We start from the raw sequence: 14,575 nt of genomic DNA, 5'->3' as shown, positions 1-14,575 counted from the left end.
ACGCAGCGCTACTAATCTCAATAAAGCCGATGTGTCCGATTCGGCAATTTACACGCCCACGTCGTCTGGAGTTTACCCGCATGTTCCGCGATTCGTCAGAAGTGCTCAAATTCATCAAAGACACGGACGTCAAGTTCCTTGACATCCGTTTCACCGATCTTCCCGGTGTGCAGCAGCACTTCAACATCCCGGCATCCACCGTTGATGAAGAATTCTTCACCGTTGGCCAGATGTTCGATGGCTCGTCGATCCGCGGTTTCGCGTCGATCCACGAATCCGACATGCAGCTCATCCCCGACGTGTCGACCGCATACATCGACGCCTTCCGCACCGAGCGCACGCTCATCATGCTGTTTGACATCTACAACCCGCGCAACGGCGAGATCTACTCCAAAGACCCGCGCCAGGTAGCTAAGAAGGCTGAGAAGTACCTCGCCTCCACCGGCATCGGCGACACCGCATTCTTCGGCTCCGAAGCCGAGTTCTACATTTTCGACGACGTGCGTTACGAAGTTAACCAGCACACCAGCTTCTACTCCGTCGACTCCAGCGAAGGCGCCTGGAACTCGGGCAAGAAAGAAGAAGGCGGAAACCTCGCCAACAAGACGCCATTCAAGGGCGGCTACTTTCCGGTCAGCCCGGTCGACCAGCACGTCGACATGCGCGACGACATCTGCCTCAAGCTGATCGAAGCCGGCCTCATCCTCGAACGCAGCCACCACGAGGTCGGCACCGGCGGCCAGGGCGAGATCAACTACAAGTTCGACACCATGGTGCACGCGGCCGATGACCTGCTCAAGTTCAAGTACATCGTCAAGAACACCGCGCACGACTGGGGCAAGACGGCGACCTTCATGCCCAAGCCGTTGTTCGGCGACAATGGCTCTGGCATGCACACCCACCAGTCTCTCTGGGCCGACGGCAAGCCGCTGTTCTACGATGAGGCCGGCTATGGCGGACTCTCCGATGTGGCCCGCTGGTACATCGGAGGCCTGCTAAAGCACGCTCCGGCAGTGCTCGCGTTCACGAACCCGACGGTGAACTCCTACCACCGCCTCGTTCCCGGCTTCGAAGCACCGGTCAACCTGGTCTACTCGGCCGGCAACCGGTCAGCGTCCATCCGCATCCCGATCACCGGCACCAACCCGAAGGCCAAGCGCCTCGAGTTCCGTGCACCCGATGCCTCCGGCAACCCGTACCTCGCGTTCGCCGCGCAGCTCATGGCCGGCCTCGACGGGATCAAGAACCGCACCGAACCGCACGAGCCCGTCGACAAGGACCTCTACGAGCTGCCGCCCGAAGAAGCCAAGAACATCCCCCAGGTTCCGGCTTCGCTCGAAGAAGCCCTGCAGGCCCTCGAAGCGGACCACGACTTTCTGCTGGCAGGAAACGTCTTCACCCCTGAGTTGATCGAGACCTGGATCGAGTACAAGCGCGAAAACGAGATCAAGCCGCTCGCTCAGCGCCCGCACCCATTCGAGTTCGAGCTCTACTACGGCGTCTAAGCCCAACGTGTGAGGAAAGGACCGCATCCTCGGATGCGGTCCTTTCCTCGTAGCTGACGTCCCCGCGCAGGCTCAGCCGGCCGTCGGGCCCGGGCGCTCCACCGGGCCATAGAACAAACGCTCAAACACGGCGCGGGCGCGCCGCGTGACGGCGAGGTAGTCGTCTTCCAGCTGATTGCCCGACCCCGGTGGGTATTCCATCACGCGGGCGATGCCTTCGAGGGCTGCGCGATCCGTCGGGAGCACGTTCGAGGTGTGATTGGTCCACAGGGTGATGGCCGAGCGCGCGCGGGACGCGAAGACCCAGGCGCTGCGCAAGACCGCGGCATCCGCTGCCGGAATCAAACCCGCAGTCACTGCCTCGGTCAGGGCGTGCAGAGTCGACGTCGTGCGGAGCGCGGGAATGGCCGCGGCGTGCTGCAGTTGCAGCAATTGCACGAGCCATTCGACGTCGCTGAGCGACCCGCGCCCCAGCTTGAGGTGCCGGTTCGAGTCGGCTCCCTGCGGCAGACGCTCGTTCTCGACCCGCGCTTTGATGCGGCGGACCTCACGCACGGCCTGCTCGCTGATATTGCTCGGATACCGCACCTCGGCGGCCACGGCCTCGAAGTCGCGCAGCAGAGCGGCATCCCCGGCGACTCCGCGGCCGCGCAGCAGCGCCTGGGCTTCCCAGGTGAGCGACCAGCGCCGGTAGTAGGCCTGGTACGACTCAAGCGACCGCACCACCGGCCCATTGCTGCCCTCCGGGCGCAGGCCGATGTCCAGATCCAACGGCAGGCGGGCGTCATCGCTCAGCCGGTTGAGTTCACGAACGATAAACCTGGCACGCTCGTTGGCGGCTTCACCCTCAAGGGTGCCGGCACGAAAGACATACATGACATCGGCGTCGGAGCCGAAACCGAGTTCAGCACCACCGAAGCGGCCCATTCCGACAACCGCAAATTCAATGCCATCGGGAGAAGCTGATGCTGGGCTCTCAGCCGAATCGCTGAGTTCGCCGCCGCGAATGGCCGCGATCACTCCTTGGATATAGGTCGCATTGACATCGGTGAGGCCCTGACCCAGTTGGTCGAGGTTGATCTGGCCGAGGAGCGAGGCGAAGGCCAGGCGGAGCATCTCGCGCCGGCGCGCCGCCCGAAGGATGGTGCTAGCGGCATCCGCACTTTCGTGTCGGCCGAGTACCGCGCGTGTTTCGTCCCGCAGGGCCCTGAGTGGACGAGGCTGCAGGTCGTCCTCGTCTTCCAACCAGGCCACCGCTTCGGGGATCTTCTCGAGCAGTTCCCCGATGTAGCGGCTGCCGGACAGCACGCGGGTGAGTCGCTCCGCAGCGCCGGACGAGTCGCGCAACATGCGCAGGAACCAGTAGGTCGAGCCAAGGTTGTCGCTGAGCCGCCGAAACGCGAGAAAGCCATAGTCGGGGTCAGCCCCCTGGGACAGCCACTGCAGCAGGACGGGCAGCAGATGACGCTGAATTGCCGCGCGTCGTGAGACCCCACCCGAGAGCGCCGCGATGTGGGCGAGGGCGCCCTTGGTGTTAAGGAAACCAATCGCGGCCAGCCGAGCCTCGGCCTGCGCACTGGTCAGATTCAGACCCTCGGCCGGCAGTGAGGCAACCGCCGAGAGCAGCGGACGGTAAAACAACCGCTCGTGCAGGCCGCGCACGCGTTGCTTGGTCTCTGACCAGCGGATGGTCAGCCCCGCAGCGCTCGTCGCCAGACCGGTCGACCGGGCCAGCACCCGCAGGTTCGCCTCGTCCCGGGGGACCAGGTGGGTGCGGCGCAGCTTCTGCAGCTGCAGCCGGTGCTCCATCAGGCGCAGCACGCGGTAGTCCTGGGCGAATTCGGTCGCTTCGGCCCGCCCGACGTAGCCGGCCGTGGCCAGTGCGGTCAGGGCGGGGAGGGTGCCGGCTTGGCGCACCTCCGGATCAGTCTGGCCGTGCACGAGCTGCAGCAGCTGCACCGTGAATTCGATATCGCGCAGGCCTCCCGGCCCGAGCTTGAGCTGCACATCGACCTCATCGTCGGGGATATTGTCGGTGACGCGTTCCCGCATCCGCTGCACGGACTCGACGAAATTCTCGCGGCTGGCGCTGTTCCAGACCTTGGGTGTGACGGCGTCGATGTAGCGTCCCCCGAGCTCGCGGTCCCCCGCGAGCGTGCGCGCCTTGAGCAGGGCCTGGAACTCCCAACTCTTGGCCCAGCGATCGTAGTAGGCGAGGTGGGATTCGATCGAACGCACGAGCGCACCGCTCTTGCCCTCCGGGCGCAGGTTGGGATCGACCTCCCAGAGTTCCGGTTCGACAGCGGACTCGTTGAGTGCACGCATGATGAGTACGGCCAGCCGGGTCGCTATTTCGACGGCGCGGGAGCTTTCCAGCCCGACCGTGTGATCACCGTCGGCGACGAAGATGACATCGACATCACTGACGTAGTTGAGTTCACTCGCGCCGGCCTTGCCCATACCGATAATCGCCAGCCGGGTCGCGCGCACCTGTTCGGTGGGGAACACGCCGCGGCCGGCCGACTCGCCGCTGCACATGGTGCGCGCGACAGCGAGGGCGGCCTCGAGAGCCGCCGTCGCGAGGTCGGACAGGGTGCGGGCCACGCCGTCGAGCCCGGCCACGGGGTCATCTTGTTCGAGGTCGAAGGCCGCAAGTTGTGCTAGCCGGCGGCGGTATCGCACCCGAAGGGCGATCCAGGCCTCCTCGTCCACCAGGCGGGAGAATCCGTCGCTCGCGCCCACCGAGTCCAACAGGTCGCGCACCAGGTCATCGACGCTGGGCAGCACGGCCAGCGGTACCTTGAGGACGGACAATTCGTTCGGGTGTCGCAGGAAGAATTCGGCGAGGCCACTCGACGCCCCGAGAACCCGGAGCAGACGCCCGGCCGCAGCGCACGACTGCAGCAGGTGGAACAGTTCAGCGGATCCCTGCCGGAGCAGCGCGACCAGCGCGACCAGCGCAGCATCCGGACTGGCCGTTTTCGTCAGGAGCGGAAGCAGCTGGTGCGTGTCGGTCAACCGGTCGGTCGCCTCGGACGCGCTGTGTGGGCTGCTCGCACCGAGGCGCTCGACCTCGTCGAGCCGACCGCGCACCTCTGTGAGGTCCACGAACCCGACCCGAACAAGCTCGGTCAGTGTTAAATACGAACGCTCCATCGCGGGTGATTCCTTCGATCATCGACAGGGTTGCGAGTTAGAGCATCTCCAGATTTTTCTGCAGCTCGAACGGAGTGACCTGCGACCGGTAGTCGCGCCATTCCTGGCGCTTGTTCAGCAGGACGTAGTTGAAGACCTGTTCCCCGAGCGTCTCCGCGACGAGTTCGGACTCCTCCATGAACTGAATGGCATGGTCCAGGCTCGCCGGCAGCTGAGTGTAGCCGAGGGCACGGCGCTCCGTGTCGCTCAGGCTCCAGACGTTGTCCTCGGCTTCGGGCGGCAACTCGTAGCCCTCCTCGATGCCCTTGAGGCCGGCAGCCAGCATGAGCGAGTAGGCAAGGTAGGGGTTGGCCGCTGAGTCGATCGCGCGGTACTCGACGCGAGCGCTCTGGCCCTTGTTCGGCTTGTACAGCGGTACTCGCACGAGGGCCGAACGGTTGTTGTGGCCCCAGCAGACAAAGCTCGGGGCCTCGTCGCCGCCCCACAGCCGCTTGTAGGAGTTGACGAACTGGTTGGTCACCGCGGTGATCTCCGGCGCGTGCTTCAGCAGTCCGGCGATGAATTGGCGGCCGATCTTGGACAGCTGGTACTTGGCACCAGCCTCGTAGAACGCATTCGCGTCGCCCTCAAACAACGACATGTGGGTGTGCATGCCGGATCCGGGGTGCTCAGACATGGGCTTGGGCATGAATGTCGCGTAAACGCCCTGCTCAATGGCGACTTCCTTGACCACGGTGCGGAAGGTCATGATGTTATCGGCGGTGGTCAGCGCATCGGCGTACCGCAGGTCGATCTCATTCTGGCCGGGTCCCGCTTCGTGGTGGCTGAACTCCACCGAGATACCCAGGTCTTCGAGCATGCGCACGGACCGGCGACGGAAGTCGTGCGCGGTGCCGCCGGGAACGTTGTCGAAGTAGCCCGCCGAGTCGACCGGGATCGGCCCGTTCTTGCCGTACTTCGAGGACTTGAGCAGGTAGAACTCCACCTCGGGGTGGGTGTAAAACGTGAAGCCGCGGTCGGCTGCCTTGGCCAGGGTGCGCTTGAGCACGTTGCGCGGGTCGGCCACGGCGGGCTGCCCGTCGGGCGTGGTGATGTCGCAGAACATGCGGGCGGTCGGGTCGACCTCGCCGCGCCACGGCAGAATCTGGAACGTGGTGGGATCCGGGTGAGCCAAGACATCCGCTTCGAAAGAACGGGTGAGACCTTCGATGGCCGAGCCATCGAAACCGAGGCCTTCGTTGAAGGCACCTTCAACCTCGGCGGGCGCGATGGCGACCGATTTCAGGGTGCCGACGACATCGGTGAACCAGAGTCGAACGAACTTGATTCCTCGCTCCTCGATGGTCCGAAGAACGAAGTCGCGCTGCTTGTCCATTCACGCTCTTTCTGATTGCTCCAACTTTAATAACTACTGCCTAGGCTACTGGCTCCAAGGACGATTGCTTGCCTGACTAAACTTGTCGCATGCCAGAGTTGACAGTGCCAGAGCCCATAGTCCCTCCCGCCGATGTCCCGGTTCAGCAGCCGTATGGACACGCTCCCGAGGGCCCCAAGCGGGTACGCACCAGACATTTCCAGACCGCGAAGCTGCAAGGCATCCCGATTACCGGCCTGACCAGCTACGACATGCTCACCGCACAGATTTTTGATGAGGCCGGTATCGACTTTCTCCTGGTCGGTGATTCGGCCGGCAACAACGTCTTCGGTTACGAGACCACCCTGCCGGTCACCGTTGACGAGCTCATTCCGCTGACCCGCGCCGTGGCGCGCGCGGTCAGCCGCGCGCTCGTCGTCGCGGACCTGCCGTTCGGGTCCTACGAGAGCGGTCCGGATCAGGCCCTGGCCACGGCTGTGCGGTTCATGAAGGAATCCCAGGCGCACGCGGTGAAGCTGGAGGGTGGGGAGCGCAGCCACAAACAGATTCGGCGCATCGTGTCGGCCGGCATCCCGGTGATGGGGCATATCGGCTTCACCCCGCAGAGCGAGCACGGGCTTGGCGGTCACATTATCCAGGGCCGCGGCGAAGCGGCCGAAGCACTCATTATCGACGCCCTCGCCGTTCAGGAGGCCGGTGCCTTTGCCGTGGTCCTCGAAATGGTCCCGGCCTCGGTCGCTGCCCAGGTGACCGAACGCCTGTCGATCCCGACTATCGGGGTCGGTGCCGGACCATCCGTTGACGGTCAATTGCTGGTCTGGACCGATTTCGCCGGCATGACCAGCGGCCGGGTACCAAAATTTGTGCGCCAGTATGCTGACGTGCGAGCGGTGCTAACGGATGCCGTGCAACGGTTCACCGCCGATGTCGCCTCCGGCGCCTACCCGGCTCCAGAGCACAGCTATGAGTAACGCGCCTTCGGGCCGTTAGCGAGCGTCTCGCGCGTCGTCCTCAGACCACTTGGCGCTGTTCGCCCGCAGCTTCTCCAGGGCGTGGGAGGCGTCCTCGCGGGTATTGAACGGACCGACCCGATCCAGCGACGTCGACTGCAGGCCGTGCTCGACCTCGCCGGTGCGCATGTTGTACCAGAATGCGTGTTCTTTGTCCTCGGCCATAAGCTTGATCCTATGCCTAAGGATTCAATCGGTCACCTCATCCCGGGAACGGTGTCATCGACCCGTTCCGTTCCCTCCCAGATCGTTCGCCCGGAGTACGTCGGCAAGACCGGCCCGAGCCCGTTCACCGGCTCCGACGTTTACTCGGCCGAGAAGATCGAGCTCATTCGTGAGTCGGGCCGCATCGCCGCCGAGGCCATTGCCGCTGTCGGCCGGGCAATCGTTCCCGGCGTGACGACCGAGGAACTCGACCAAATCGGTCACGACTACATGGTCGCCAACGACGCCTACCCCTCGACGCTCGGCTACCGCGGCTACCCGAAGTCGCTGTGCAGTTCGGTGAACGAGGTCATCTGCCACGGAATCCCCGATAACACCGTGCTCGAAAACGGTGACATCGTGAACATCGACATCACCGCCTTCAAGAATGGCGTGCACGGCGATACCAACGTCACCTTCATCGTCGGCGAAGCCTGCGAAGAGGTCACCCTGTTGGTCGAGCGCACTCGCGAGGCACTGGCCCGCGGCATCAAGGCCGTCGCCCCCGGCCGGCAGGTCAATGTGATCGGCCGCACGATCGAGTCCTATGCGAAACGGTTCAACTACGGCGTGGTGCGCGACTACACCGGGCACGGCGTCGGCGAAGCCTTCCACTCCGGCCTGATCATTCCGCACTATGACGCCCCGCAGTACGACACCGTGATGGAGGTCGGCATGGTCTTCACCATTGAGCCGATGCTCACCCTCGGCACGAGCGACTGGGACATCTGGGATGACGACTGGACGGTCCTCACCCGCGACCGCAGCATCACGGCGCAGTTCGAACACACCATCGTGGTGACCGAACGGGGCGCCGAAATTCTGACCCTGCCCTGACCGCTCTTTCGACCAGATAGGTTCACTTCATGACTGCAACGACGGCAATCGGCATCGACATCGGTGGCACCGGAATCAAGGGAGCCGTCGTCGATCTGTCGACCGGTGACCTGCTCTCGGAGCGGGTGAAGCTGCCGACACCCAAGGGCGGCCGACCGCAGGACATCATTGAAACCACGCGCACGCTGCTCGGGACGGTGTCCCAGGGAGTCGGCGACCTGCCGGTCGGCATCTGTTTTCCCGCGGTTGTCAAGAACGGGCACACCATGTCGGCGGCGAACGTGTCGTCGAAGTGGATCGGCCTGGCCGCTGAGGCATTGTTCGAAAAGAGCCTGGGGCTCCCCATCCACTTCATCAACGACGCGGATGCCGCGGGATACGCCGAAGCGCAGTTCGGGGCGGCGAGGGACGTTGCCGGCGTCGTGCTGCTAACCACGCTCGGCACCGGAATCGGTTCGGCGCTGCTCAATGACGGTGTGCTGGTTCCGAACACGGAACTCGGCCACCTGCAAATCGACGGTCACGACTATGAGACCCGGGCGGCGTACTCGGCCAAGGAACGCGAGAACCTCAGCTGGGACAAGTGGGCGTCACGCCTGCAGAAGTACTACACAACCCTGGAACTGTTGTTCACTCCCGACCTGTTCATCGTCGGCGGCGGCGTCTCCAAACATCACGAGGACTTTCTGCCGCTTCTGCGCCTGAAAACCAGGATTATCCCGGCCGTGCACCGCAACAACGCCGGCATCCTCGGTGCGGCCGCCCTCGCCGCCAGGTTCCCCGGCTGATTCGCACCAGCTGAGTCGCACCGCTCAACGTCATCAGGACCGACATCACTTTTGTGGTGTCGGTCCTGCTGACGTTTGAACTAGACGAACGCTACCGTGCCATCCGTTCGTCGACGGGGTCGTCCTCGGAAACTCGCTCAGACTCCATCGCACGCTGGCGACGCTTCATCCAATAGGACAGAGCGAAGATCACGATCAGCGAAACGTAGATGGTTGCCGCGATCGGTGACGCGATGAGCGCCGTTGGATCCCCCTGCGAGATCGCGAGCGACCGACGCAGCTGGTTCTCAAAGATCGGGCCAAGAATGAGCCCGACCACCATCGGCGCGATCGGGTAGCCGTAACGCCGCATGAAGAAGCCCAGCACGCCAACGACGAGCAGAATACCCACGTCAACCGGCGTGAAATTGAGCGAGAAGGCACCCAGCCCGGCGAACACCAGAATTCCGGCATACAAGTACGGGCGCGGGATCTGCAGAATCTTGACCCAGATGCCCACCAACGGCAGGTTGAGAATCAGCAGCATCAGGTTGCCGACGTACAGGCTGGCGATGAGCGTCCAAACCAGTGCGCCCTGGGTTTCAAAGAGCAACGGCCCCGGTTGAATCTGATAGCGCTGGAACGCGACGAGCATCATCGCGGCCGTGGCCGTCGTCGGAATTCCCAGGGTCAGCAACGGCACCAGAACTCCGGCCGCCGCCGCATTGTTGGCCGATTCCGGGCCGGCGACGCCCTCGATGGCGCCCTTGCCGAACTGCTTCTTGTTCTTGCCCTTGGCCAGTCGACGTTCGGCCGCATACGAGAGGAAGGTGGCGACATCCGCTCCCCCAGCGGGAATCGTACCGATCGGAAAGCCGATGAAGGTGCCGCGCAGCCACGGCTTCCAAGACCGCTTCCAGTCGTCCTTCTTCATCCAGGTCGTCCAGCCGCCGGTGACCGGAATCACCTTGACCGGACCGTGCCGCAGCCGGGACGCCACGTACATGGCCTCGCCGACGGCGAACAGGCCAACGGCGACGAGCACAACGTCGATACCGTCGGCCAGAAACGGATTACCGAAGGTGTAGCGCTGCTGACCGGTGAGGGCGTCGACGCCGATCAGCGCGATGAACAGACCGAGGGCCAGTGAGGCCAGCCCACGCAGAACGGATGCCCCGAGCAAGGCTCCTACCGTGAGGAAGGCGACAAGCATCAGAGCCACGTACTCAACCGGTCCGATTTGGATGGCGAACTCAGCCACAAACGGTGCCAGGAAGCTCAGCAGCACCGTCGCGAGGGTTCCCGCGACGAACGACCCGAGAGCTGCCGTGGCGAGAGCCGCAGCGCCCCGCCCGGCCTTGGCCATCTTGTTGCCCTCGAGGGCCGTCACGATCGACGCCGACTCCCCCGGGGTGTTGAGCAGGATCGATGTCGTTGACCCGCCATACATGCCGCCGTAGTAGATGCCAGCGAAGACGATGATGGCCGCTGTCGGTTCGAGGCTGTAGGTGATCGGCATCAGCAGGGCAATGGTCATGGCCGGGCCGATGCCCGGCAGCACGCCGATGGCAGTGCCGATGAAGACCCCGCCGAGGGCGTAGAGCAGATACATCGGCTGCATCGCGACGCTGAAGCCATTCATCAGGTTGATGAAGTTATCCATTGAAGATGGTCACCCCTTCCAGGAGGAAACCGGCCGGCAGGGACACGCCGAGGAGGCCCGCGAACACGAATTGCAGAATCAACGCCAGCACGATGCCGGTCAGGGCGTTGCGCCACCAGGGCTTGGCGCCGAGTGACCAGGCCGCGCCGAAGAACAACACGGCGGCCGCGACGGGCCAGCCAAGCGGCACGATCAGCACGATATGAACTATGACGAAGCCAACCAGTTTCAAGACCGTGAGCCAGTCGGTTTTGATGCTCGGGTCAACGTCTTCGCCCTCTTCAGCGACGCCGACGTGGCCGCGCAGCAGCTGGAAAATCAGGCCGACGCCGATCAGGACGAGCAGTCCGGAGACCACAAAGGGGAACGCGCGGGGACCGATGTCACTGGCTGATGGCGGCGTGCGGATATCGGCGCCGGCCACGAAGCCGACGACTCCCAGGCTGAGGATGACACACGCGAAAACTATTTCTCCGACGGGCCGGGCGGGAGCAGCCCAGTGCGGGCCACCCCCGCCCAGCGACTCGGCTGTGGGAGCGGTCATCGGGTTACAGTAGACCGATGTCTTTCAGCGTGACCTTCACCGTCGCGATGTCTTCGGTGAGGAAATCGGCGAACTCGTCGCCGATCATGAAGGCATCCGCCCAGTTGTTATCGGTGAGGGTGGTCTGCCAGGTGTCGGTGGCGTGCAGGTCTTCCATCAGCGTGGTGAGGATTTTCGCCTGTGCGGCATCGATGGATCCGGGGGCGACCACTCCGCGCCAGTTCGTCAGCACAACGTCGATCCCCTGCTCGGTCAGTGTTTCGGTGTCGGGAAGCTGCGGGGCAGCATCCGATCCCGACACGGCCAGGGCCCGTAGCTTGCCAGCCTTGACCTGCTCGGCATACTCGCCGACGCCGGAGATGCCGGCGTTGACCTTGTTGCCAAGCAGCGCGGCCAGGGACTCTCCGCCGCCCGAGTAGGGGATGTAGTTGAGCTTGTCAGCGCCGATGCCCTGTTCCTTGAGCATCATGCCGGCCAGAATATGGTCAGCACCGCCGGCCGATCCGCCGGTGATCGAGACGGCCTGGCCGGTCTCGCCGATGTCGTCGAGCAGATCGCCAATGGTGTCGTACGGGGAATCCGCCGGAACGACCACGACGAGCGGTTCGTCGGTGAGGCGGGCGATCGGGGTGGTGTCTTCGATGCGGTTGGCCGCGCTGTTCGTTTCGACAGCACCGACCATGACGTAGCCCATGACCATGAGGGTGTTGATGTCCTTCTCGGTCTTCATGGCGGCGAGCCCGTTGGTGCCGCCGGCGCCGCCGACGTTGACGACGGAGGCGCTCGTCACGAGGTCGTTGGCCTGCAGGTCCTTTTCGATGGCCCGACCGGTCTGGTCCCAGCCACCGCCCGGGTCGGCTGGAACGATGATGTTGAGCTTGTCGATGCCGGCTGCTGCCTCATCGCTGCCGCCGCTGGTCGCTGCCGGGGTACTGCACCCGGCGAGTAGCAGAACGGATGCTGCCGCCGTCACGATCAAACCGGTTCGACGCGTCCCTGAGCCTTGTTTCATGCTGTCTTCCTCTATTCACTTCACTGTGATGCGTATAGCTACGCTGTGCCCCAGCGTATGGAGCCCCATCGGCCCGCGGAAGAATTCGGTCATAGTGCGCATATTGGTCATTACGGACAGCGCCCGTCGGACTGCACGCCTGGCCAGATGGGAGAATGGGAAAATGATTCAGTCGATGTCGCTGAGAACACAGTTGTTCTTTCTGCAACTCTTTATTGTTCTCATCGTCGTCCTCGTTGCCGGGTCGGTCGCCATCCGCTTGCAGGAGCAGCAGATTCGTGATGCCTATCAAGCCCGCATGGTGGGAGTCGCGCAGTCGGTGGCCGAGCTGCCCGCGATCGTGGATGCCTTTGACGATAGTGATCCCAGCGCCACCATTCAGCCCATTGCCGAGCTGATCTCCGAGGCCGCCAATGTGACCTACGTCGTCGTTACCGACGACACCGGCGTGCGCTATTCGCATCCAAACCCGGCCATGATCGGCCACGTAACCTCGACCGATCCGTCGATTGCGCTGTCTGGTGCGACCTATGTCGGCACGCAGACCGGCACGCTCGGGGAAACCTGGCGGGTCAAACTACCCATCTACGACGAGTCCAGAGTCATCATCGGCATGGCCTCGGTGGGAATTCTGGAGCAGACGCTGCGCGCCGACCTATACAAGGTGCTGCCCGAACTGGTGATCTGGCTCCTCGGGGCTGCCCTGGTGGGAACAGCCGGGGCCACGATGATCTCTCGGATGGTGTGGCGCCGGATCCACCGGCTGGAGCCCGAAGAGATCGCCTCCCTGCTGGAGACCCGCGAGGCGATGCTGCACGGTATCGGCGAGGGCCTCGTCGCGGTGGATGCCGCCGGTTCCGTCGCGCTGGTCAACGACGAGGCTCGCAGACTTCTCGGCGCGGACGATGACTCGGTGGGGCGTCCGGCGACGGACGTGGTCGGTGCGGAACTGGCCAGGATGCTGGCCGAGAGCGGGGAAAGCGATGAGACCGTGCTCGTCGGTGAACGCGTTCTGCTGGCGCGGTCCAACGATGCCGCCGTCGATGGTCGACTGGTCGGCCGGGTATTGATTCTGCGGGACCGGACCGAGCTGCACCAGCTTCTGCAAGACCTGGATGGCGCCAGGGATGTGACGCAGGCTTTGCGCGCCCAGGCCCACGAATTCGCCAACAAGATGCATGTCATTTCGGGGTTAATCGAACTGGGGCGCACCGAACAGGTGGTGGATTTCATCACTCGCGCCGGGCACGGTGGTTCCGTGCTCTCCCGTGCGCTCTCCCCCGGCATCACCGACCCCGACGTGGCGAGTCTGCTCATGGCCAAGAGCACCATCGCAGCGGAGAAGGGCATCAATCTGGTAATCGACGAAAATTCTACTCTGGCACCCGATGGAACGACGGATCCGGTCACTGTACTCGGCAATCTCATCGACAATGCTATGGAGGCGATCGGCTCCGACGGCACCATCCACGTTCGCCTCAGTGAAGAAGGGACCGGTGCCACCATCGTCGTTTCCGATGACGGCCCCGGAATCAAGGAGAAGGACCGCGTGCGAATATTTGAAGCCGGCCAGTCCACCCGGGACGCCAGCCGCCCCGGAGCACGCGGTTTCGGCTTGGCACTCGTGCAGCGCGTAGCCGTGCGCCGCACCGGATTCGTCACCTCCAAGCCGTCGCAGCACGGCGGAGCAACCTTCACTGTGCTCCTCGCTGCCGTACCATCTTCGCCCGACCCCATTGGAACCGCCTCATGACACTCATTCGCACGGCTCCCGTTTGCACGGCTCTCATCCGCACGGTCGTCATCGACGATGACCGTGCAGTCGCGGGAATTCACACCGGTTTTCTGCTCGCACACGGTGGGTTCGAGATCGTCGGCGTCGCCTATACCGGCACCGACGGCCTCGATCTGATCACGAGGCTGAAGCCAGACCTGGTGCTGTTGGACATCCATCTGCCCGGTATATCCGGCATCGAGGTGCTGCGGGCTGCGCGTAATCTTCCCGGCGACCCGGTCGATATCATTGCCATCACCGCTGCCAGGGAGCTCGATACCGTGCGGGCGGCGATGGCCGGTGGGGTCATGCATTACCTGGTCAAACCGTTCACCTCGACCGTGCTGCTCGAGCGACTGGACCAGTACGTTCAACATCGGCTGGACCTGCACGAACACGCCGCCGTAACAGCATCGATGCTCGACCAGGCCCGAATAGACCGGATGCTGCAACCCGGCACGGTCGCGCAGCCAGCCAGTGCCCCTGAGCCCACCGGGTTGGCGCTGTCCAAGGGGCTGTCCGAGGTGACGCTCGACGCCGTCGTGGCCACGCTCAAGCGCGCCACCGTGGGCATCTCGGCCAGCGACGTGGCCCAAAACCTGGGTCTGGCTCGGGTGAGCGCCCGCAGATATCTTGAATTCCTGGTCGCAGCCGAACGTGCCGGCATCACCCAAAAATATGGTCACGCCGGGCGTCCGGAGAAGCTGTATCACTGGACCGCGGGGTGA

Annotated in this window: 12 protein-coding genes; 6 read left to right on the top strand and 6 right to left on the bottom strand. The window is 63.9% G+C overall.

Annotation, left to right across the window (positions count from 1 at the left end; translation table 11 throughout):
• Nucleotides 1–80 precede the first annotated feature (80 nt).
• A complete protein-coding gene (gene glnA, locus E3O11_RS13650; protein WP_092448643.1) occupies nucleotides 81–1,505 on the top strand; it encodes a type I glutamate--ammonia ligase in 1,425 nt (474 codons plus the stop codon).
• Nucleotides 1,506–1,577: 72 nt separating this feature from the next.
• Here glnA and E3O11_RS13645 read toward each other — a convergent pair whose 3' ends face one another.
• A complete protein-coding gene (locus tag E3O11_RS13645; protein ID WP_092448644.1) occupies nucleotides 1,578–4,661 on the bottom strand; it encodes a bifunctional [glutamine synthetase] adenylyltransferase/[glutamine synthetase]-adenylyl-L-tyrosine phosphorylase in 3,084 nt (1,027 codons plus the stop codon).
• Between the two features lie 37 nt (nucleotides 4,662–4,698).
• Nucleotides 4,699–6,036, bottom strand: coding sequence for a glutamine synthetase family protein (locus E3O11_RS13640; RefSeq protein ID WP_092108031.1), 1,338 nt, complete (start codon nucleotides 6,034–6,036; stop codon nucleotides 4,699–4,701).
• A gap of 89 nt (nucleotides 6,037–6,125) precedes the next feature.
• Here E3O11_RS13640 and panB point away from each other — a divergent pair, with 89 nt between their 5' ends.
• A complete protein-coding gene (panB, locus tag E3O11_RS13635; protein ID WP_092448645.1) occupies nucleotides 6,126–7,007 on the top strand; it encodes a 3-methyl-2-oxobutanoate hydroxymethyltransferase in 882 nt (293 codons plus the stop codon).
• A gap of 15 nt (nucleotides 7,008–7,022) precedes the next feature.
• Here the strand turns inward: panB and E3O11_RS13630 are convergent, their stop codons facing one another.
• Entirely contained in the window at nucleotides 7,023–7,211 is a 189-nt protein-coding gene (locus tag E3O11_RS13630; protein ID WP_092448646.1) for an SPOR domain-containing protein, read from the bottom strand.
• A gap of 12 nt (nucleotides 7,212–7,223) precedes the next feature.
• On the opposite strand from E3O11_RS13630, the gene map reads away from it, so the two are divergent.
• Nucleotides 7,224–8,087 (top strand): type I methionyl aminopeptidase, encoded by an 864-nt coding sequence (gene map, locus E3O11_RS13625; RefSeq protein WP_092448730.1) that lies wholly within the window; start codon nucleotides 7,224–7,226, stop codon nucleotides 8,085–8,087.
• A 29-nt stretch (nucleotides 8,088–8,116) separates the two neighbouring features.
• Nucleotides 8,117–8,875: a polyphosphate--glucose phosphotransferase gene (ppgK, locus tag E3O11_RS13620; RefSeq protein ID WP_092448647.1), complete on the top strand. Its 759-nt coding sequence runs from the start codon at nucleotides 8,117–8,119 to the stop codon at nucleotides 8,873–8,875.
• A gap of 91 nt (nucleotides 8,876–8,966) precedes the next feature.
• Here ppgK and E3O11_RS13615 read toward each other — a convergent pair whose 3' ends face one another.
• The 3 genes from E3O11_RS13615 to E3O11_RS13605 are packed head-to-tail and all read right to left on the bottom strand — an operon-like array spanning nucleotide 8,967 to nucleotide 12,073.
• Complete coding sequence (locus E3O11_RS13615; RefSeq protein WP_092448648.1) at nucleotides 8,967–10,517, bottom strand: tripartite tricarboxylate transporter permease; 1,551 nt, start codon at nucleotides 10,515–10,517, stop codon at nucleotides 8,967–8,969.
• Nucleotides 10,510–11,061, bottom strand: a complete 552-nt coding sequence (locus E3O11_RS13610) for a tripartite tricarboxylate transporter TctB family protein (protein WP_092448649.1) — start codon at nucleotides 11,059–11,061, stop codon at nucleotides 10,510–10,512. Before E3O11_RS13610 ends, E3O11_RS13615 begins: the two co-directional genes overlap by 8 nt.
• Nucleotides 11,062–11,065: 4 nt before the next feature.
• Nucleotides 11,066–12,073, bottom strand: coding sequence for a Bug family tripartite tricarboxylate transporter substrate binding protein (locus E3O11_RS13605; protein ID WP_092448650.1), 1,008 nt, complete (start codon nucleotides 12,071–12,073; stop codon nucleotides 11,066–11,068).
• Between the two features lie 175 nt (nucleotides 12,074–12,248).
• On the opposite strand from E3O11_RS13605, the gene E3O11_RS13600 reads away from it, so the two are divergent.
• Together E3O11_RS13600 and E3O11_RS13595 are read left to right on the top strand one after the other, a co-directional pair.
• Entirely contained in the window at nucleotides 12,249–13,826 is a 1,578-nt protein-coding gene (locus tag E3O11_RS13600) for an ATP-binding protein (RefSeq protein ID WP_241994730.1), read from the top strand.
• Nucleotides 13,823–14,575 (top strand): response regulator, encoded by a 753-nt coding sequence (locus E3O11_RS13595; protein ID WP_092448652.1) that lies wholly within the window; start codon nucleotides 13,823–13,825, stop codon nucleotides 14,573–14,575. The genes E3O11_RS13600 and E3O11_RS13595 overlap by 4 nt, the downstream gene beginning before the upstream one ends.

The organism is Cryobacterium levicorallinum (assembly GCF_004402405.1).
Lineage (GTDB): Bacteria > Actinomycetota > Actinomycetes > Actinomycetales > Microbacteriaceae > Cryobacterium > Cryobacterium levicorallinum.
Note: the sequence above shows the minus strand (reverse complement) of the source record. Positions and strands in the feature narration are given on the sequence as shown.